This is a genomic window from Undibacterium hunanense (assembly GCF_014284335.1).
In the GTDB taxonomy this organism is placed as follows: domain Bacteria; phylum Pseudomonadota; class Gammaproteobacteria; order Burkholderiales; family Burkholderiaceae_D; genus Undibacterium; species Undibacterium hunanense.
Map to the genome: position 1 here is coordinate 192,738 of NZ_JACOGF010000006.1, position 18,633 is coordinate 211,370.

General features: G+C 51.6%; 20 protein-coding genes. 11 read left to right on the plus strand and 9 right to left on the minus strand.

What is annotated here, in order from left to right; genetic code table 11:
* Positions 1-2: 2 nt before the first annotated feature.
* From ssuC to H8L32_RS13695, 6 genes are all read right to left on the minus strand, one after another.
* Positions 3-887, minus strand: a complete 885-nt coding sequence (gene ssuC, locus H8L32_RS13670) for an aliphatic sulfonate ABC transporter permease SsuC (protein WP_186947791.1) — start codon at positions 885-887, stop codon at positions 3-5.
* A gap of 8 nt (positions 888-895) precedes the next feature.
* Entirely contained in the window at positions 896-2,041 is a 1,146-nt protein-coding gene (gene ssuD / locus H8L32_RS13675; protein ID WP_222619361.1) for an FMNH2-dependent alkanesulfonate monooxygenase, read from the minus strand.
* Positions 2,042-2,096: 55 nt separating this feature from the next.
* A complete protein-coding gene (locus H8L32_RS13680; protein WP_230412199.1) occupies positions 2,097-3,095 on the minus strand; it encodes a sulfonate ABC transporter substrate-binding protein in 999 nt (332 codons plus the stop codon).
* Positions 3,096-3,103: 8 nt separating this feature from the next.
* Complete coding sequence (locus H8L32_RS13685; protein WP_186947793.1) at positions 3,104-4,135, minus strand: sulfonate ABC transporter substrate-binding protein; 1,032 nt, start codon at positions 4,133-4,135, stop codon at positions 3,104-3,106.
* A gap of 170 nt (positions 4,136-4,305) precedes the next feature.
* Positions 4,306-4,896, minus strand: a complete 591-nt coding sequence (ssuE, locus tag H8L32_RS13690; RefSeq protein ID WP_186947794.1) for an NADPH-dependent FMN reductase — start codon at positions 4,894-4,896, stop codon at positions 4,306-4,308.
* A 33-nt stretch (positions 4,897-4,929) separates the two neighbouring features.
* Complete coding sequence (locus H8L32_RS13695; RefSeq protein WP_186947795.1) at positions 4,930-5,943, minus strand: sulfate ABC transporter substrate-binding protein; 1,014 nt, start codon at positions 5,941-5,943, stop codon at positions 4,930-4,932.
* Positions 5,944-6,322: 379 nt separating this feature from the next.
* Between H8L32_RS13695 and H8L32_RS13700 the strand changes: the two genes are divergently transcribed.
* On the plus strand, positions 6,323-6,889 hold the full coding sequence (locus H8L32_RS13700) for a glutathione peroxidase (protein ID WP_186947796.1): 567 nt from the start codon (positions 6,323-6,325) through the stop codon (positions 6,887-6,889).
* A gap of 58 nt (positions 6,890-6,947) precedes the next feature.
* On the opposite strand, the gene H8L32_RS13705 is transcribed toward H8L32_RS13700, so the two are convergent.
* Positions 6,948-7,739 (minus strand): IclR family transcriptional regulator, encoded by a 792-nt coding sequence (locus H8L32_RS13705; protein ID WP_186947797.1) that lies wholly within the window; start codon positions 7,737-7,739, stop codon positions 6,948-6,950.
* Between the two features lie 268 nt (positions 7,740-8,007).
* On the opposite strand from H8L32_RS13705, the gene H8L32_RS13710 reads away from it, so the two are divergent.
* The 3 genes from H8L32_RS13710 (at position 8,008) to H8L32_RS13720 (ending at position 11,044) form a co-directional block, all read left to right on the plus strand.
* Entirely contained in the window at positions 8,008-8,970 is a 963-nt protein-coding gene (locus tag H8L32_RS13710) for an MBL fold metallo-hydrolase (RefSeq protein WP_186947798.1), read from the plus strand.
* A gap of 147 nt (positions 8,971-9,117) precedes the next feature.
* Complete coding sequence (locus H8L32_RS13715; RefSeq protein ID WP_186947799.1) at positions 9,118-10,830, plus strand: FAD-dependent oxidoreductase; 1,713 nt, start codon at positions 9,118-9,120, stop codon at positions 10,828-10,830.
* Positions 10,808-11,044, plus strand: a complete 237-nt coding sequence (locus H8L32_RS13720; protein WP_186947800.1) for a DUF2783 domain-containing protein — start codon at positions 10,808-10,810, stop codon at positions 11,042-11,044. The genes H8L32_RS13715 and H8L32_RS13720 overlap by 23 nt, the downstream gene beginning before the upstream one ends.
* On the opposite strand, the gene H8L32_RS13725 is transcribed toward H8L32_RS13720, so the two are convergent.
* Positions 11,041-11,661 (minus strand): TetR/AcrR family transcriptional regulator, encoded by a 621-nt coding sequence (locus tag H8L32_RS13725; RefSeq protein ID WP_186947801.1) that lies wholly within the window; start codon positions 11,659-11,661, stop codon positions 11,041-11,043. The genes H8L32_RS13720 and H8L32_RS13725 overlap by 4 nt on opposite strands.
* A 313-nt stretch (positions 11,662-11,974) precedes the next feature.
* Between H8L32_RS13725 and H8L32_RS13730 the strand changes: the two genes are divergently transcribed.
* The 7 genes from H8L32_RS13730 to H8L32_RS13760 all read left to right on the plus strand — a co-directional run bounded on the left by H8L32_RS13730 (position 11,975) and on the right by H8L32_RS13760 (position 17,891).
* Positions 11,975-13,291: an NAD(P)/FAD-dependent oxidoreductase gene (locus tag H8L32_RS13730; protein ID WP_186947802.1), complete on the plus strand. Its 1,317-nt coding sequence runs from the start codon at positions 11,975-11,977 to the stop codon at positions 13,289-13,291.
* A gap of 4 nt (positions 13,292-13,295) precedes the next feature.
* Positions 13,296-14,144: a DUF1365 domain-containing protein gene (locus H8L32_RS13735; RefSeq protein ID WP_186947803.1), complete on the plus strand. Its 849-nt coding sequence runs from the start codon at positions 13,296-13,298 to the stop codon at positions 14,142-14,144.
* Between the two features lie 92 nt (positions 14,145-14,236).
* On the plus strand, positions 14,237-15,439 hold the full coding sequence (locus H8L32_RS13740) for an SAM-dependent methyltransferase (protein WP_186947944.1): 1,203 nt from the start codon (positions 14,237-14,239) through the stop codon (positions 15,437-15,439).
* Positions 15,436-16,032: a chalcone isomerase family protein gene (locus H8L32_RS13745; RefSeq protein ID WP_230412200.1), complete on the plus strand. Its 597-nt coding sequence runs from the start codon at positions 15,436-15,438 to the stop codon at positions 16,030-16,032. The genes H8L32_RS13740 and H8L32_RS13745 overlap by 4 nt, the downstream gene beginning before the upstream one ends.
* Positions 16,033-16,086: 54 nt before the next feature.
* Positions 16,087-16,644 carry a DUF3833 domain-containing protein gene (locus H8L32_RS13750; RefSeq protein WP_186947804.1) on the plus strand — a complete coding sequence of 186 codons (558 nt, stop codon included), beginning with the start codon at positions 16,087-16,089 and terminating at the stop codon, positions 16,642-16,644.
* Positions 16,641-17,408, plus strand: coding sequence for an SDR family NAD(P)-dependent oxidoreductase (locus H8L32_RS13755; RefSeq protein WP_186947805.1), 768 nt, complete (start codon positions 16,641-16,643; stop codon positions 17,406-17,408). The genes H8L32_RS13750 and H8L32_RS13755 overlap by 4 nt, the downstream gene beginning before the upstream one ends.
* Positions 17,409-17,891, plus strand: a complete 483-nt coding sequence (locus H8L32_RS13760) for a nuclear transport factor 2 family protein (RefSeq protein ID WP_186947806.1) — start codon at positions 17,409-17,411, stop codon at positions 17,889-17,891. It begins immediately after the preceding gene.
* A 201-nt stretch (positions 17,892-18,092) separates the two neighbouring features.
* On the opposite strand, the gene H8L32_RS13765 is transcribed toward H8L32_RS13760, so the two are convergent.
* Positions 18,093-18,521, minus strand: coding sequence for a nuclear transport factor 2 family protein (locus tag H8L32_RS13765; RefSeq protein WP_186947807.1), 429 nt, complete (start codon positions 18,519-18,521; stop codon positions 18,093-18,095).
* Between the last annotated feature and the right edge of the window lie 112 nt (positions 18,522-18,633).

Consider the following 18,633-nt stretch of genomic DNA (forward strand, 5'->3'; position numbering starts at 1 on the left):
GCTTATGCCCTCCTTTGATACGACGGATGCCAGCGCAGGCAATAATGCTCAAGCGCCCGCGACAAGACATCTGCCAGCTTGCCCAGCAAGGCGTACAGCAATATCCCTACCAGTACCACATCGGTTTGTAAAAATTCACGGGCATTCATGGTCATGTAGCCTATGCCAGCCTGTGCCGAAATGGTTTCGGCAACAATCAGCAATACCCACACCAGGCCCAGCGAAAAACGTACCCCTACCAGTATCGATGGCAATGCTCCGGGCAGTATCACATCGCGGTACAAAGCCCAGCCTGACAGGCCATAACTTTGCGCCATTTCTATCAAGCCCTTATCCACCGTGCGGATACCATGGAAAGTATTCAGGTACACCGGGAAAAACACACCAACCGACACCAGGAACAGTTTTGCCGATTCATCAATACCAAACCACAAGATCACCAGCGGTATCAGCGCCAGCGCCGGAATATTTCTGATCATTTGCAGCGTGGTATCAAGCAGGGTTTCGGCAAACCGGAAACTGCCTGTCAGCAAACCCAGCAACAAGCCCAAACCGCCACCGACAATAAAACCGGAAATCGCACGCCACAAACTGGTCTTTGCATGGGTCCAGATTTCCCCCGATACACCCAGGGTCCAGAAGGCCCGCGCCACGGCCAGCGGCTCTGGCAAAATGCGGCTGGACAGATACCCTGTCTGCGCAGCAATCTGCCACACCAGTATCAGGATCAGTGGCAGGGCCCATGGCAATAATTTTCTGAACAGTTGCACGCCAAACTGACGCCACGCGATGCGACTGAATATTCCACCGGGCACAGAACCGCCACCCTGGCGCAGATGACCAGGCAACTCGGCAAATTGCGCTACTTCAGTGATGATGGGACCCATATAGCCTCCTAGCTTTGTGACACCTTGGGCACGATACTGTTTGCCATGACTTCGCCAAACGGTCCGGTCAGAGTGCTGGATACGTCAGGTGTTTCCTTACCTATCAATGGAAACACCAGTTCGGAAAAACGATACGACTCTTCCAGATGTGGATAGCCAGAAAAGATGAAGGTATCGATACCCAGCGCCGCATATTCCTTGATACGCGCAGCCACGGTTTCCGGGTCACCCACCAGGGCCGTACCGGCACCGCCACGCACCAGGCCAACACCAGCCCACAGGTTCGGCGACACTTCCAGCTTGTCGCGTTTGCCGCCGTGCAGGGCAACCATGCGTTGCTGACCGACAGAATCCATTTTGGCAAAGGCTTTTTGTGCTCTTTCGATAACGTCATCATCGACATAACGGATCAGGTCTTCTGCCGCCTGCCAGGCTTCTTCATTGGTTTCGCGCACGATTACGTGCAGGCGTATGCCAAAGCGCAGGGTACGGCCATGTCTGGCGGCACGGGCGCGCATGTCGGCAATCTTGGCCCCCACCGCTGCTGGCGGTTCACCCCAGGTCAGGTAAACATCAACCTGTTCGGCTGCCAGTTCATGCGCAGGCTCGGAAGAGCCGCCAAAATACAAAGGCGGATACGGCTTTTGCACAGGCGGAAACAGGGTCTTTGCACCCTTGACCGTAATATGTTCGCCTTCAAAATCATATCCGCTGTCCCCACCCTCGCCAGCCAGAGAAGCGCGCCAGACACGTAAAAATTCTTCCGTGATTTCATAGCGTTTTTCATGATCCGCAAACAGGCCATCGGCCTCCAGTTCGCCCTGATCACCGCCGGTGACGATATTGATCAGCAAGCGTCCTTTCGACAGACGATCAAAGGTCGACGCCATGCGCACTGCCAGGCCCGGTGAACTCAGACCAGGACGTATCGCCACCAGGAATTTCAATTTGGTGGTGGCGCTGATCAGGCTGGATGCAACCACCCATGCATCTTCGCAGGAACGGCCAGTCGGCAGCAACACACCGTCATAGCCCTGGGTATCGGCCGCCACGGCGATCTGACGCAAGTAATCATAATTGATCTGGCGCGCGCCTTTGGTCGTACCCAGATAGCGGCTGTCGCCGTGCGTAGGAATAAACCAGAATATGTTCAAGCTCATCTTGTTTCCTTTTCAAATTCTTTTATTGTCTCTTCTTGCTTTTTCTTGTTCACTGCTGTCTGGCAGCAGGTGGCAACCACACCGCATCTCTGACATTGACTACTTTGGGTATCAACTTTTTCTGATAAAAATTGTCTGCGACGCGCTGTTGTTCATCAATAATGTTCTGGGTCAGGTAGACCACGGGCGAGCGCGGCCTGCGCTCCAGAAAGCTGGCAATAGTCGGCTTGTCCAGACCTGTGCTGGCGGCAATAATGGCGACTGCTTCATCCCGGTTTTTTTGCACGAAGGTGTCGCTACGCGTCAGTTCTTCAAACAGTAGCTGTATCACTTTCGGATACCTGTCAGCAAAACTGCGGGATGACAGGTAGTGTGAGAGATTGTTGACAAGGCCCTTGCCGGTGGCGACCACTCTGACCTGGGTGTTTTGTTCTATCGCAGCCCAATATGGATCCCAGATGGCCCAGACATCTACACTGCCGCGCTCAAAAGCGGCGCGTGCATCAGCAGGTGCCAGATAAACCGGCGTAATATCCGTCCATTGCAAACCGGCTTGCTGGACTGCACGCAAGACATGGTAGTGCGCACTGGAACCTTTCTGGAAGGCGATCTTTTTACCTTTCAGGTCAGCCAGCGTGCGTATAGTGGATTCTGGCTTGACCAGAATCGCACTGACACCTGGCTTGGCTGGTTCGGCACCGACATACACAAGGTTGCTGCCAGCCGATTGCGCAAAAATAGGTGGCGGCTCACCGGTGGTAGCGAAATCGATACTGCCAACCGACAGGGCTTCCAGCATTTGCGGGCCGGCAGTAAATTCAAACCAGCTGACTTTTACGCCTTTCAGTTGCTGTTCCAGCGCCTGTCTGTGTTTCAACAATGTCAGGTTGACCGAGCTTTTTTGAAAACCGATACGAATTTCTTTCGGCGCATCACCGGCACCTGGTGCCGCCTGGCTCAACGCCGGCAACAACATCAACAAGCTCAGCGCCAGGATAGGTTGCACAATACGTAGCAAAATACCTCGCACCAGTGTCGGCAATGACATCATCAACCTCACAGCTTGACGGTGAATACCGCATCCCGGATATTGATACGCTTGGGTATCAATTTCAGGTCGGCAAAGGTGTCAGCAATATTTTGCTGTTCGCGTATCACCTGTTCGGTAAGTGGTTTGACACCAAAACCGAAACGCGCAGTGGACAATTCAACGATGCTGTTATCCAGCCCGATCTGAGTTGACAGTATGCTGCTGACTTCTTTCAGGTTTTTTGCACCCCATTCATCGATCTTCGCCAGTTCTTCCAGAACGATGCGCAAGACCTCGGGATTTTTTTGTGCATAAGGGCGCGCCGCCAGGTAAAACTGGTGATTGCTGACGACACCCTTGCCATCGGCCAGTATCCTGGCACCAATCTGTTTTTCTGCAGCGGCCAGGAAAGGATCCCAGATGGCCCAGGCATCCACACTGCCACGTTCAAAAGCTGCCCGTGCATCTGCCGGTGGCAGGAATACGGTTTCCACATCCTTGTAATTGAGGCCCGCTTTTTCCAGCAGCTTGACCAGCAGGTAATGCACATTCGAACCCTTGTTGAGAGCGACTTTCTTGCCCTTGAGTTCTGCTATCGATTTCAGTGGGGAATTTTTGGGTACTACGATGGCCTCGCCACCGGGTGCGGGCGGTTCATTACCGACATACAGCAAATCGGCGCCAGCGGCCTGGGCAAAAATCGGTGGTGCTTCGCCAGTGGTACCGAAATCAATACTGCCTACGTTAAGGCCTTCCAGCAATTGTGGCCCGGCAGGAAATTCTGCCCACTTCACGTCCACACCCAGCGCAGCCAGGCGCTTATCCAGTGCCCCCGTACCTTTCAGCAAAGTCAGCGTGCCATACTTTTGAAAACCTATGCGCAAGGTGCCAGGAGCAGGTGCCTTGTTTTGAGCAAAGGCCTTGGGCAATACCACACCAAGGGCCATCGCCGACAGGGCGGACAAACGGCTCAGAGTAAGACGCTTGGCATCGCGCTGCTGGTGTTTTACCTTATCGCCGGGATTACTTGAAAACAGCTTTTTTTTATCGTCGCTCATACTTTACTTTCAATTTTGGGCAAGACCTCCCCCTGCCGACATGCGCAGCATAAAAACAGGGGGAAAATGCAATTCAGGTATGCAGCTGGAGAATGGCTGCCTTTATAACTACTATGGCTACTGTGGCTACTTTATTTGGTGCCAGACATCGTAGATGTATTCAACCTGCGTCAACAGGGCAAACCATTCAGGATCGGACTTTGCACAGCCTGTCCGGCTGGCTTGCCGCGTTGCAAAGACACCAGGCTGTCCAGCAAAAGATGCGTACCGTCCTGTACCCGCCTGGATATCGCATCATCAAGTTGCAGGCCCTGTCCATCTGTCCACACAACCTGGCTATCGGTCGCATAGATACTGGACAAAATATGACGTGCCGACAGTGCCGCCAGTACCGGGCGCAAACCGTAATCGAGTGCCAGCATATGCGATTGGCTACCACCGGTTGCCACGGGCAGGACTATTTTTCCGTCCAGCCCGTCTTGCGGCAAAATATCCAGAAAACTTTTCAGCAAACCGCTATAGGCCGCCTTGTAGATCGGCGTAGCGATGACGATGGCCTCGGCCTTAGCCAGCAAGGCTTTGGCAGCCAGCAATTCAGGATCTGAAAAATCCGCATGCAACAAAGCCTGCGCTGGCAAATCCCGGACATGCAGACTGACAGTACGCTGCCCCAGTTCATTCAGTCTTTCACCGATAAAATTCAGCAAGCGTGCCGACCTTGAAGGAGAAGAAGGGCTTCCTGATAGCAGCAGTATGGTCATGATCGTGCTTTCTATAGCGTCCGCAGCAAATAATTACTTTTTGCCCGGTTGATAAATCTGGTCGAAGATACCGCCATCTGCAAAATGTTCTTTTTGCGCCTTGGTCCAGCCGCCGAAGGTGTCATCAATTGTGAACAGTTTCACTTTGGGGAATTGCGCCGCATATTTTTTCGACGCTTTTTCTGTAGTGGGACGGTAGTAATGCTTGGCGATGGTGTCCTGGCCTTCGTCGGTGTACAGATAGTTCAGGTAAGCCTCTGCCACTTTACGGGTACCACGGCGATCCGCCACCTTATCAACGACAGCAACAGATGGCTCCGCCAGGATACTGGTGGACGGCGCAACGATTTCTACTTTGTCCGGGCCCAGTTCCTTGATCGCCAGCAGGGCTTCGTTTTCCCAGGCCAGCAAGACATCTCCGATGCCGCGCTCAACAAAAGTCGTTGTCGCACCACGTGCACCGGAATCCAGTACGGGTACGTTTTTATACAGCTTGGACAAGAATTCCTTGGCTGTTGCTTCGCTGCCGCCAGGTAGTTTCAGGGCATAACCCCAGGCTGCCAGATGGTTCCAGCGGGCACCGCCAGAAGTTTTTGGGTTAGGTGTAATCACAGAAACACCAGGCTTGACGATATCAGCCCAATCCTTGATACCTTTAGGATTACCCTTGCGCACCAGGAACACGATAGTGGAAGAATAAGGGGACGCATTGTGCGGCAAACGCTTTTGCCATGCTTTATCAAGCAAACCTTTTTCTGCCAGCGCGTCAGTGTCATACGCCAGGGCCAGTGTGACCACATCGGCATCCAGACCATCAATCACGGCACGCGCCTGCTTGCCGGAACCACCATGCGATTGCTTGATGGTAACGTTGTCGCCGGTTTTTGCCTTCCATTGCTTGGCAAACGCCTGATTCACATCCTGATACAACTCACGGGTAGGGTCATACGACACATTGAGCAGGGTCACATCAGCCGCATGCGCCACAGCAGAAAAAGTACCTATGGCGGCAAGAGAAACAGCGAGGAATATTTTTTTGATAGTCATCTGTACGTCCTGAAGTAAGAATATTTTTATGAGGACTACAGAATAAATCGAGGCTATATAAATTAAAACGAAGTGTTTCGATGTTTTATATACGATTTATGCATAAGCAGGTGCAATCGCCTGCAACAAAAGGCAAGACCAATGAACTCACCACAGAGGCACGGAGACAAAAAATGGGAACAAAACGGGCACAGAGGCGGTAATTGTGGACTGTAGTCAAAAAAACTTCCCTGTCAGCCGTTCATTGTGTTTTTATCTATTAACATCCATTTACCAATAGATGGCTAAGCCACTGATTTCGCTACAAAATTGCATACTTTTGATCTACATTTTTTCTAAAACTGAGCTAAGATGACATCATCTTTTTCAGGAGTTAGCCATGCTGCGACGCACACCGATACAACTTGCTGTTTTTCTGGGTCTGATTAGCTGCTCCTTGGGTGCCTGGGCGGATACTGGTGATGCCTGCCCTGCGGTGCTGAACCATAAATTCAAACGCCTGCAGGATGAAGCGTCGCAAGATCTTTGCCAGTACAAGGGCAAGGTAGCGCTGGTTGTGAACACTGCCAGTTATTGTGGTTTTACCAAGCAATATGAAGGGCTGGAGGCGATGTATGCCAAATACAGCGAAAAAGGCCTGGTCGTCTTGGGTTTCCCGTCCAATGACTTCGGCAAGCAGGAACCTGGCAACGATCAGCAGATCGCTGATTTCTGCTTTAACACCTACGGTGTGAAGTTCCCCATGTTCACCAAAACCTCGGTCATGGGCAAGGATGTCAATCCGCTGCATGCGCAATTGATCAAGGCCACAGGCACGACACCGAAATGGAATTTCTATAAATACCTGATCGATCGTAAAGGCAATGTCGTGGCTGCCTATTCCAGCGTGACAACACCTGATGATAAAAAACTGGTGGCTGACGTAGAAAAAGCCCTGGCGCAATAATAATGATCTAACGCGCATTTCATCGCCATGGTGAAATGCGCCTTGCAAGAACTCAGGATCAACCGGGCATATAACCCAGTTGATGCGATACCCTGCTGGCACTGTCACGCAGGGCAAGCGCCAGCTCCCCTTTCCAGTCTGCATCAAAACTGCCTTTTGGGCCGGTTGCCGTCATTACCAGGCTAAGCGCACCGGTATGATCAAACACAGGCGCACTCAAGGCATTGATGCCTGGAATGGGCAAGCCCTGGGCGCGCGCCAAGCCTTGCTGACGCACTTCCGCCAGTACACTGGCAATATCCTGGCTATTCAGTTGTACACCGGCCTGCCCTATCACCAGCTCATCCTGCATTTCCCTGGCAATCACCTTATCTACCAGTGCTACTGGCAGGAAAGCGGAAAACACCAGGCCAGTGGCCGTACCCAGCATGGACATGACCGTACCCGCATGCATGTTGACATGAATCGGGCGGCTCGATTCTGCAATATAGATCACGGTAGGCCCATGGCTACCCCAGACTGCCAGCGCCACCGTCTGGTCTATGCTGGCCGCCAGCCGCGTGGCTTCGGGTATCGCCAGTTTCACCGGCGACATCTGTTGCAGGCTGACCAGCCCCATTTGCAGGGCAAACGGGCCAAGCTGGTAAGCGCCAGTCGCGCCATCCTGCTGTACCAGACCCAATTTACCGAAACTGACCAGATAGGCATGCGCCTTGGATGCTGGCATACCACTGTCACGCGCCAGATCACCCAGCGACATGGCACGGCCAGAACTGACCAGTGCATTCAGGAGCAGGCCACCCACCTCGATGGCACCGATGCCGCGTCTTTCCTTGTTTTTTTCTGTCATCTGAGCCTCTGATTACCCTGAATTGCACTTGAATACATTTTACTATTAACAAATGCATTTACAAATAACGAATTAATGCTTATTCTTGTTTTAGTAGGACTTACGCAAAATTGTCCCAGCAAGGCGTCAGCGACGCAGACAGTACTTTAGTACCGAATCTTACTAAATGCGGGAGCTGCAACGCAGTTGGGGCGGTTTTGCGTAAGTCCTATTTAGTTAACTTGCTCAATTGTTGGGCAAATCTAAAACCGACTACAAGGATGTTGTCATGACAACCAAGCAATTTGCTTCCCACGCCGATCTGGAAGAAAAGAAAGTCAGCTTCCAGCAACTGTCCGAACATGCCTATGCCTATACAGCAGAGGGTGATCCCAATACCGGCATCATTATCGGTGACGATGCGGTGATGGTCATCGATACCCAGGCCACGCCCATCATGGCGCAGGATGTCGTGCGGCGCATCCGTGAAGTCACCGACAAACCCATCAAGTATGTTGTGATGTCACACTACCACGCAGTACGGGTGCTGGGCGCCAGCGGCTACGTGGCCGAAGGCCTGGAGCATATCATCGCCAGCCGCGATACCTATGACCTGATCGTTGAACGTGGCGAAGCCGATATGAAGAGCGAGATAGGCCGCTTCCCGCGTCTGTTCCGTGCGGTGGAAAGCGTGCCTGGCCTGACCTGGCCGACCATCACCTTCAAGGGCGAAATGTCGATCTGGCTGGGTAAGCTGGAAGTGAAAATCATGCAGGTCGGACGTGGCCATACCAAAGGAGATACCATCGTCTGGCTACCGCAAGAGAAAGTCTTGTTCTCTGGCGACCTGGTCGAATTTGGCGCAACGCCGTATGCCGGTGACGCCTATTATTCAGACTGGCCGCAAACCCTGAGCAATCTGGAAGCCATGCAGGCCGATAAACTGGTACCAGGTCGCGGTGCCGCCCTGACTTCACCCGAACTGGTGGCAGCAGGCCTGAGTGAAACCCGGTCTTTCATCAGCGATCTGTTTGCCAGTGTCAAGGCAGGGCAGCAGCAACAGCATGACCTGAATACCATTTATAAAAATACTTATGCGACTCTGAAACCCAAGTACGGTCACTGGGTGATTTTTGATCATTGTCTGCCGTTTGATGTGACGCGTGCGTTTGATGAAGCGTCGGGGCATGTTGATCCGCGTGTCTGGACGGCGGAACGGGATGTTGAAATGTGGAAGAGTCTGGAGGGATAATTTTTCAAGTTCAAGACCTCTCAACACAGAGACACAGAGGAACTGAATCACAGAGAAAAGCAAGAGAAAAACTTTTCGTGCCATCTATGTCGTAGACCTCTCTGTGTCTTTTCGTCTTCGCTTTAATGTCGTAGCGGGAGCTTCATTTTGCTTAGCACTTATCAATATCAAAAGTTTCCTTATCTGACTCCGCCTGAATTGCAGACGGAGGATATTACCCGTCGTCAGGTCATCATCGTGGGTGCCGGGCCGGTGGGCCTGGCGGCGGCGATAGACTGTAAGTTGCAGGGGCTGGATGTGCTGGTGCTGGATGATGATGATACGGTCTCGGTCGGTTCACGCGGTCTGTGTTATGCCAAACGCACGCTGGAAATACTCGACAGGCTGGGTGTGGCAGATGCCGTACGCAACAAGGGTGTGGAATGGAATGTAGGGCGCACCTTTTTTCGCAAGGATGAAGTATTCAATTTCAACCTGTTGCCGGTGGTGGATCACAAGCACCCGGGCATGGTGAATTTGCAGCAATATTATCTGGAAGAGTTTCTGGTACGGCGGGCGATAGAATTGGGCGTGGAATTGCGCTGGAAAAATCGTGTGACTGCGGTGGAACCAACAACAGAATTTTCTACCCTACACATTGAGACAGCCGATGGCAGTTATGCCATGCAGGCTGACTGGCTGATCGCTTGCGACGGCGCACGCAGCCCGATACGCCAGATGCTGGGACTGGAAGTTGAAGGTAAGGTCTTCATGGACCGTTTTCTGATTGCCGACGTGCTCATGAAGGCAGATTTTCCGGCAGAGCGCTGGTTCTGGTTTGACCCACCCTTCCATCCCAATCAGTCAGTATTGCTGCACCGCGAAGCCGACAATGTCTGGCGTATCGATTTTCAACTGGGTTGGGATGCCGATCCGGTGGAAGAACGCAAACCGGAAAACGTTATCCCGCGCATCAAGGCCATGCTGGGTGATGACAGGGAATTTGAGCTGGAGTGGGTCAGCGTCTATACCTTCCAGTGCCGTCGCATGGAAAAATTTCGCCACGGCCGTATACTGTTTGCCGGTGATGCAGCGCACCAGGTATCACCGTTTGGAGCACGTGGTGCCAATTCCGGCATACAGGACGCGGACAATCTGGTCTGGAAGCTGAAACTGGTCATTGACGGCCTGGCTACAGAAGGTTTACTGGACAGTTATTCGGACGAACGCGTCTTTGCGGCCGATGACAATCTTTTGAATTCCACCCGTTCCACCGATTTCATCACACCCAAAAGTACCGTCAGCAAATGTTTCCGGAATGCGGTGCTGGAACTGGCGCGAGAACATGCCTTTGCCCGCAAGCTGGTGAATTCCGGACGGCTGTCGGTGCCCAGTATATTAAAGTTATCCAAGTTGAATACAACCGACAGCGATGTATTTGCTGGTCAGCTACAACTGGGTGCTGCGGTGGAAGACGGCCCGGTCATTTATCAGGGCAAGGCAGGTTACCTGCTTGAACTGTTGCAGCATCATTTTTATGGCCTGTATTTTTGTGAAGATGCCAGCCAGATTCCGGCAGAAACCCTGGCCGGGTTTGCCGCATTGAAAGGGCTGCCCGTACCGGTGCATACCTTCATCATCAGCGCCACTGCGACTGCGGTTGGGCGCGACGATTATCAGGTAGTGCATGACTTCAAGGGTCTGCTAGCCGAACGCTATGATGCAAACATTGCCACGCACGCGGGCTATTATCTGCTGCGACCAGACCAGCACCTGGCAGCACGCTGGCGTCAGTTTGATCTGGGGAAAGTGCTTGCCGCACTCGCTCGCGCCACCTCATGCCAGGAAGGACATGGTCATGCCATTACAACTACAGCCTAATTTTCATTACGCCGACATCAGCAAACAACAGGGTTTGCGTGAACACGTCGCCGGGGATGATTTTTACCAAATGCTGATTGATGCCCACCGCGATCTCAGCGATGAAGACAGCAGCAAGCTGAATGCAAAACTGATCTTGCTGCTGGCGAATCATATCGGTGAACTGGACACCCTGGCGCAGGCTCTGAGCCTGGCCGCAGGTAAGAAAGCTTAAACCTTTCTAGCCTGCTCGGATAAAAATCCACCTATCGTCGCATGCACCATGGAATCAACGATTTGTTCGTGACTGAGGCGTTTATCACGTAGCAGAAATTCCATCGTCGGGTCACAGGCACGTGAATACAGGGTGTACACCAGTACGTCATCCGGTACATGCGGCGTCAGCGCGCCCTGCTCACGTGCCTTGGCAACCAGCGCATAAAAGCGTTTGTTGACACGCAAAGCCACCATCACATAATCCAGATTCAGCATCAGGCTGCGCTGTAGGGCCAGGCTGGTGGATGGCAGATGCGGAACCCCACCTTGCAAACGCAGGCGCAAAGACCAGGCCAGCACATGCCTGATCTTGTCGATGGCACTCAAATCTTCCGCCAACGTATCAAGTTCTGCCAGGGTTGCCTTCAACAGGCGCGTCAGAGCTGCAGCAGCCAATTTTTCCTTGGAAGAAAAATGCTTGTACAGGCTCCCCTTCGCAATGCCAACGGCATCGGCCACGTCATCCATGGTCATCAGGTCATAGCCTTTTTCTGACAAAAGACGATTCACCGCATCAATGATGGCTTCTTCACGCGCATCAAACTGTTGTTTTTTAAAAGGAATTCTAATTTCCATTATTTTTTCTGCACAAGTAAAAACTTTGTAGTATATTTTGTGACTGGCCAGTCACGTTTTGAAATTCATAGTCACATTCTAGCGCACTAAGCAAGTTTTGCACGGATCTCACCGTTTAATTATTAACACGCCGTTAGCAGGCCTGTGAATCCGAAAATAAAAATTTTGCGTATGTATTGATATGAATCATTAACAAGCTCGAATTTGGTGTACATTTTGCAATGTATTTGCAATTTGCTATCAAGCCAGATAATTGGTCTGCTGATCCATAGCTCCATTAATCCATTGATATCTTTACAGCTCTTATACGCTTATGAAAATCGCCGTCATCGGTTCCGGCATCTCCGGTCTTTCTTGTGCGCATGAACTGTCCAATGCAGGGCATGAAGTCAGCCTGTTTGAGGCAAATGACTATTTTGGCGGCCATACCCACACCGTGGATGTGACACTGGAAGGCCAGACTTATGGTGTTGATACCGGCTTTCTGGTGTTTAACCACAAGACTTACCCCAACCTGGTCAAGCTGTTTGCCAAACTGCAAATAGAAACCGTCGCTACCGATATGTCTTTTTCTGTAAAGATGCCATTGCAGTCCCGGACGGGCAATTCAGGCAAGGGGCGCACGCTGGAATGGGCCGGTGCAAATCTTGATACGGTATTCGCCCAGCGCAGCAATCTGTTGCGCCCGGCATTTCTACGTATGTTGCGTGACATCTTGCGCTTCAACAAACAAACCACCGCACTGGCCCTGACGCCGGGACAAAAAGATTTTCAACTGCCGCTGGGTGAATTTCTTGACCAGCATGGGTATAGCCAGGAATTCCGTCGCTGGTATTTATTGCCGATGGCAGCCTGCATCTGGTCTTGCCCGACAGCGACCATGATGGCATTTCCCCTGTCATCGTTTGTCAGCTTCTGCCACAACCATGGTCTGTTGCAGGTCAGTGACAGGCCGCAATGGCAAACCGTAAAGGGCGGTGCCAGACAGTATGTAGACAAAATACTGCCGGTGATTGCGCATACTTATCTGAATACGCCAGTACAGGCAGTACGTGAAAAAGCCCCGGGCGTGATTGAGGTTAAAACAAACAATGGCGTACAACATTTTGCCCATCTTGTTATCGCCAGCCATAGTGACCAGAGCCTGAACCTGCTGGCCGATGCCAACCTGGCAGAACGCCAGATTTTATCCGGCGTTGCTTACCAGGCGAATCGCGCCGTTTTGCACACCGATGCCAGCTTTTTGCCAGAAAACAAAAAAGCCTGGTCGGCCTGGAATTATCAAAGCGAAAGCGGCGAAGAAGCCCGTGTTTGCGTGCACTACCTCATCAATCAATTACAGCCTCTACCATTCAAGACCCCCGTCATCGTGACACTGAACCCGATACAGGAGCCAGCACCAGAAACGGTCATCGCCAGCTTTGACTATGCCCACCCGGTATTCGATGCCACCGCAGTCAGGGCGCAAAGCCAGTTGGAAAATATCCAGGGCAAGAGAAATATCTGGTTTGCCGGTGCATGGACTGGTTACGGTTTCCATGAAGACGGCTTGAAATCCGGCCTGCGTGTAGCAGAAAGTCTGCTGGCCCAGGTGGAAGCGACACAGGAAATACGCATTCGCGCGGCCTGACATCATGACGACTTCATCCATTCACTCTCTTGAACACCAAAACGCCGTCCTGTGCACCGGTGACGTCATGCACGTGCGCACGCGACCAGCAAAAAATGCATTCCGCTATGGCGTATTTTTCATGCGCATACCCTTGCGCGCCTTGGCCAGTGGCAAACCGATCAGCCAGTCACGTCTGTTTTCAATTAACGGTTTCAATCTTTTGTCCTTTCATGAAAAGGACCACGGTGACAGCCAACAAGCGCTGGCATCCTGGCTGGATGAATTGCTAAAAGCCGAAGGAATACAGGATGCAAATGGCGAAATCTGGCTACAGTGTTTCCCGCGTGTGCTGGGATATGTGTTCAATCCGGTTTCTTTCTGGTTCTGTCATCGCACCGACGGCAAGCTGCGTGCCATCGTCTGTGAAGTGCGCAATACCTTTGGTGAAAAACATCTGTATCTGCTGGAAAACGGTGACAGTCTGGTCAACGGTGAAGAACTGCGTGCAAAAAAAATCTTCCACGTATCCCCATTCTGCAAAGTCGAAGGTGGCTACCGTTTTCGTTTCCTGCAAGCCGGGCAAAAAATCGCTGTCACTACGCCAGACCAACAAGACGAGCAGGAAGTGCTCATCAAAAAGCATCTGGCTCGCATCGATTATGACGATGCCAGTGGCCCCTTATTGCTGACCAGCATTGCCGGCATAGAAAGGGATCTGACAGACCGCCGTATCGTGCAGGTCATGCTGCGCTATCCGTTCATGACCCTGGGCGTGGTGCTGCGTATCCACTTGCAGGCACTGCGTCTGTGGGTCAAACGTGTGCCATTTATTTCCAAACCAGTTCCACCCACTGAAGAGCTAAGTCGATGAGCAGCCTACAACCTACTTTTGCATCTGGCACATCTGGTACATCCAGCACCGACCATGCTTCCCATGCACCTGTGACCAATCATCACACGCCTATGAATGAACTGAATAGCAAACATTTTCCAACTGAAGCCCGGTTTGTGCTCAGCTTGTTGAACAAACTTGAACACGGCTGCCTGACCATACAGTTTCCAGATGGCCAGATGGCCAGTTTTGGACGCACTTATGAAAACCGTCAGCATGTCAGCCTGCATCTGAAAGACTGGCAACTATACCGTTCAGTGCTGAAATCCGGCGATATCGGTTTTGCCGAAAGTTATATTGCGGGTCACTGGACCACCAATAGTCTTGCAGGTCTGATAGAACTGATTTCGTACAATCGTGCGCAGCTGGAATCGGTCATTTATGGAAGCTGGTGGGGCAACCTGCTGTACCGCCTCAAGCATTTACTGAACCGCAATTCACGAGCTGGCAGCAAAAAAAATATCCATGCCCACTATGACATCGGTAACGATTTCTACCAGTTGTGGCTGGACCCATCGATGACTTATTCCAGCGCCATTTTCGCTGGTGATCAGCCAGAAAGCCTGGAAGAAGCACAACAATCAAAATACCGCCGCATCCTTGAACAACTGGCTTTGCCGCCTCAGGCAAAGGTATTGGAAATCGGCTGTGGCTGGGGTGGCTTTGCCGAAATGGCGATACGTGATGGTGGTGCCCATGTGACCGGACTGACACTGTCAACGGAACAACTGCATTACGCCCATGAACGCCTGTACAAGGCCGGCCTTCATGCACAAAGCGATTTGAAAATCCAGGATTATCGTGATGTTGACGGCAGTTATGACGCCATTGCCTCGATAGAAATGTTTGAAGCAGTCGGTGAAGCATATTGGCCAGGTTATTTTGAATGCCTGCAACGCAACCTGAAGCAGGGTGGCCGTGCCTGCGTACAAAGTATCGTCATCGCTGACAATCTGTTTGAGCGCTATCGCAAGGGAACAGATTTCATCCAGCAATATATCTTCCCGGGCGGCATGCTGCCTTCGGTAGAAAAATTCCATGCGATGGCCAGCGAATACGGCATGGAAGTTGTCGATACCTTCCACTTTGGCCAGGATTATGCACGCACCCTGTTGTTATGGCGCCATAGCTTCATGGAAAAACTGGCACAAGTCAAAGCGCAAGGCTTCGACGATGAATTCTTGCGTACCTGGGAATTTTATCTGGCTTATTGCGAGGCAGGCTTCACCGCTGGCAGCATCAATGTCAGCCAGTTCACGCTGAGGAAAAAATGAATACCCATACCGACAGGCAAGCCTCGAATGGATTGCGATACTTTATAGCAGCAATCTTGTTGATGCTGTCCTATGGGCTGCTTGTTGCCAGCGCGCAAACTACAGTTGCAGTACCGGCGCATATACGTGACGAAATACCACAGGCAAGCCTCCAAGGTAGTGGCAGCTTTCGCTGGTTCGGCTTGCACATCTATGACGCCAGCCTGTGGAGCACAGCAGCCTCTTACAAACCGGATAGCGATAAACCGCAACGTCTGGCACTTGATCTTGAATATGCCCGCACCCTGTACGGCAGCAAGATTGCCGATGCCAGCATTGATGAAATTGAAAAACTGAAACTGGGCACGCCAGAAAAACGGCAGCAGTGGTTGGCCCAGATGAAAGCCTTGTTCCCCGACGTGAAACAGGGCACTCATATCACTGGTGTATATATCCCAAATGAAGCTGCACGTTTTTATCTGAATGGAAAACTGCTGGGTGAAATCAGAGATGCTGAATTTGCACATGCTTTCTTTGCGATCTGGCTGGACAAGAAAAGCTCGGCACCAAGCTTGCGCAGCAAGTTACTGGGCATAAAAACAGAAACAAACTAAGTTTTTTCCAAGTAATTCCGTATTGACTTTGATAAAGACCTGCCAAGGAACACCATGAACCTGCTATCGTTGTGCCGACGTTTGCTGTCTTGCGGCCTGTTTTTCATGCTGGCGTCCTGTGCCAGCTCGTATGAACCGGCACGTTATGCAAATGAAAAACCAGCTCTGGATTTGCAAACCTATTTCAATGGCAGGCTGGATGCCTGGGGCATGTTTCAGGACAGATCCGGTGCCATCGTCAAACGCTTTACCGTGGTCATGAATTGCCAATGGACGGGGGATATCGGCACACTGAACGAAGACTTCAGTTACTCGGATGGCAGCAAGCAAAAGCGCATCTGGACATTGAAAAAAGTGGGGGCAGACCGTTTCATCGGCACCGCAGCAGATGTGATCGGTGAAGCCCAGGGAGTGGTATCCGGCAATACCCTGCACTGGAATTATGTACTGGCACTGCCTGTCGATGGCAGCGTCTATAACGTCAATTTTGACGACACCATGGTCTTGATGGACGATCAGGTGATGCTGAACCGCGCCATCATGCGCAAGTTTAGTGTCGAACTGGGTAGCGTGACGCTGTCCTTCACCAAACGCAGTAACAACATGCCATGAACCCCAAAATCAGCACATGGCAGGACAAGCGAGTCTGGATCATTGGTGCCTCCAGCGGGATAGGTGAAGAAACCGCACGCCAGTTGCTGACTTTGGGTGCACACGTATGCCTGTCTGCCAGGAACCAGGTGCAACTGGAGTGCATCGCCCAGGCTTATCCGTATGCCTATGCCAGCGCCCTGGATATTACCGACCATGCCAGCATCGTCAGCAGCCATGCGCGACTGATGCAACGCTGGGGGAAAATCGACCTGGTAGTGATCGTTGCCGGTAGCTACAATGAAATGCGGGCAGACAGCTTTGACCTGGCAGCCGCCGAACGCCTGATCAACATCAATCTGCGTGGTATCTATCAATGCCTGGACGTGGTCTTGCCAACTTTGTTGAAACAGGGGCACGGTGCCATCGGCATAGTCGGCTCTGTAGCAGGTTTGTCTGGCTTGCCAAAGGCGCTGGCCTATGGCCCGACCAAGGCGGCAATCATCAATCTGTGTGAGTCGCTGTATCTGGATTTACGCCCGCAAAATATAGGCGTATATATGATCAACCCAGGCTTTGTGGAAACGCCGATGACTGCTGGTAATGATTTCAAGATGCCGGCCTTGATGCCGGCTCCGGCGGCAGCTAAAGCATTGATCAGAGGAATGATGCGCGGTGATTTTCATATCCACTTCCCGCACCGCTTTACTAACTGGTTACGACTGGCACGTCTGCTTCCGTATCGCAGTTATTTTTATCTGGTTCACAAATTCACAGGTTTATAAATGAATGTACAAGCTTTAACCAGCAACCTGGCTGGCGATCTGGCAAGCGATGTGGATCATCGCGCCAGCCTGAAAAAATTGATCGTTTTTTTTGAAAACCTGTCGCTTGAAGCTTGCCAGGATTTATCTGAAGTGTACACAGAAGATGCCTATTTCAAGGACCCCTTCAATGAATTGCATGGCATAGCCGCCATCAATCACGTGTTCCAGCATATGTTTGAACAGGTACATGACCCCAGCTTTCGCATCACATCCACCGTACTGGAAGGTGACAATGCTTTTCTGTGCTGGGATTTCCTGTTCACGATGAAGCATTTCCACACCAGCCAGCAATGCATACGCGGCAGCACCCATATCCGTTTTGACGATGATGGGCGAGTCAATTTTCACCGTGATTACTGGGACGTAGCCGAAGAACTGTATGAAAAGCTGCCCTTGCTGGGCAGCTTCATGCGCGTGCTGAAATGGATAGCGCGTAAATAAGTAGGACTTACGCAAAACCGCCCCAGCTGCGTTGCAGCAACTTGCCGTACTAAAGTACTGTCTGCGTCGCTGACGGTGTAGTCGGTGTTTCAGGCAACACGTTGCCTGCCGACGAAACGAACCTCCCCTGTAAGGGATGTTTCTTAAAAGCGATAGCCTTGCTGGGACAATTTTGCGTAAGTCCTAATAAGCTAAATAAACTTAAATTGCAGCCTTGTAGGCTGGCAGATATTTCGCCAGCCTTGCTCCCATCTCTTGCCCAAGTGCCTGCAAGCCGCTCATGGGTCTGACCATGACTTCAAAGTCGACGATTTTTCCTGCTTCGTCAAAACGTATCATGTCTATGCCTTTTAGTTGCTTGTCACCGACAGTGGCGCTAAATTCCAGCACGACATTCATACCATCATCAGACATCAGTTCCCGGTGATAAGTGAAGTTTTCAAACACCTTGACGACTGTACTTAAAATCAGCACCACCGCCTGCGACGATGCATACGGCTGATGCGCCATCGGCGAACGAAACACGGCATCAGGATGCACAATCGCCGGCAAACCGGACAGATCACCACTGGCGATCATCTGGTGCCAGGTCGTCAAAGAAGCTGCAACAGTATCAGGTAAATTTTTCATGATGTCTCTTTAGAATGTCGGGCAGAATTAAAAAACAAGACCATTAACCACAGAGTCACAGAAACACAGAGAAAAGCAAAGAGAAAAGCAAAGGAAGGGTTCTGACAAGCCC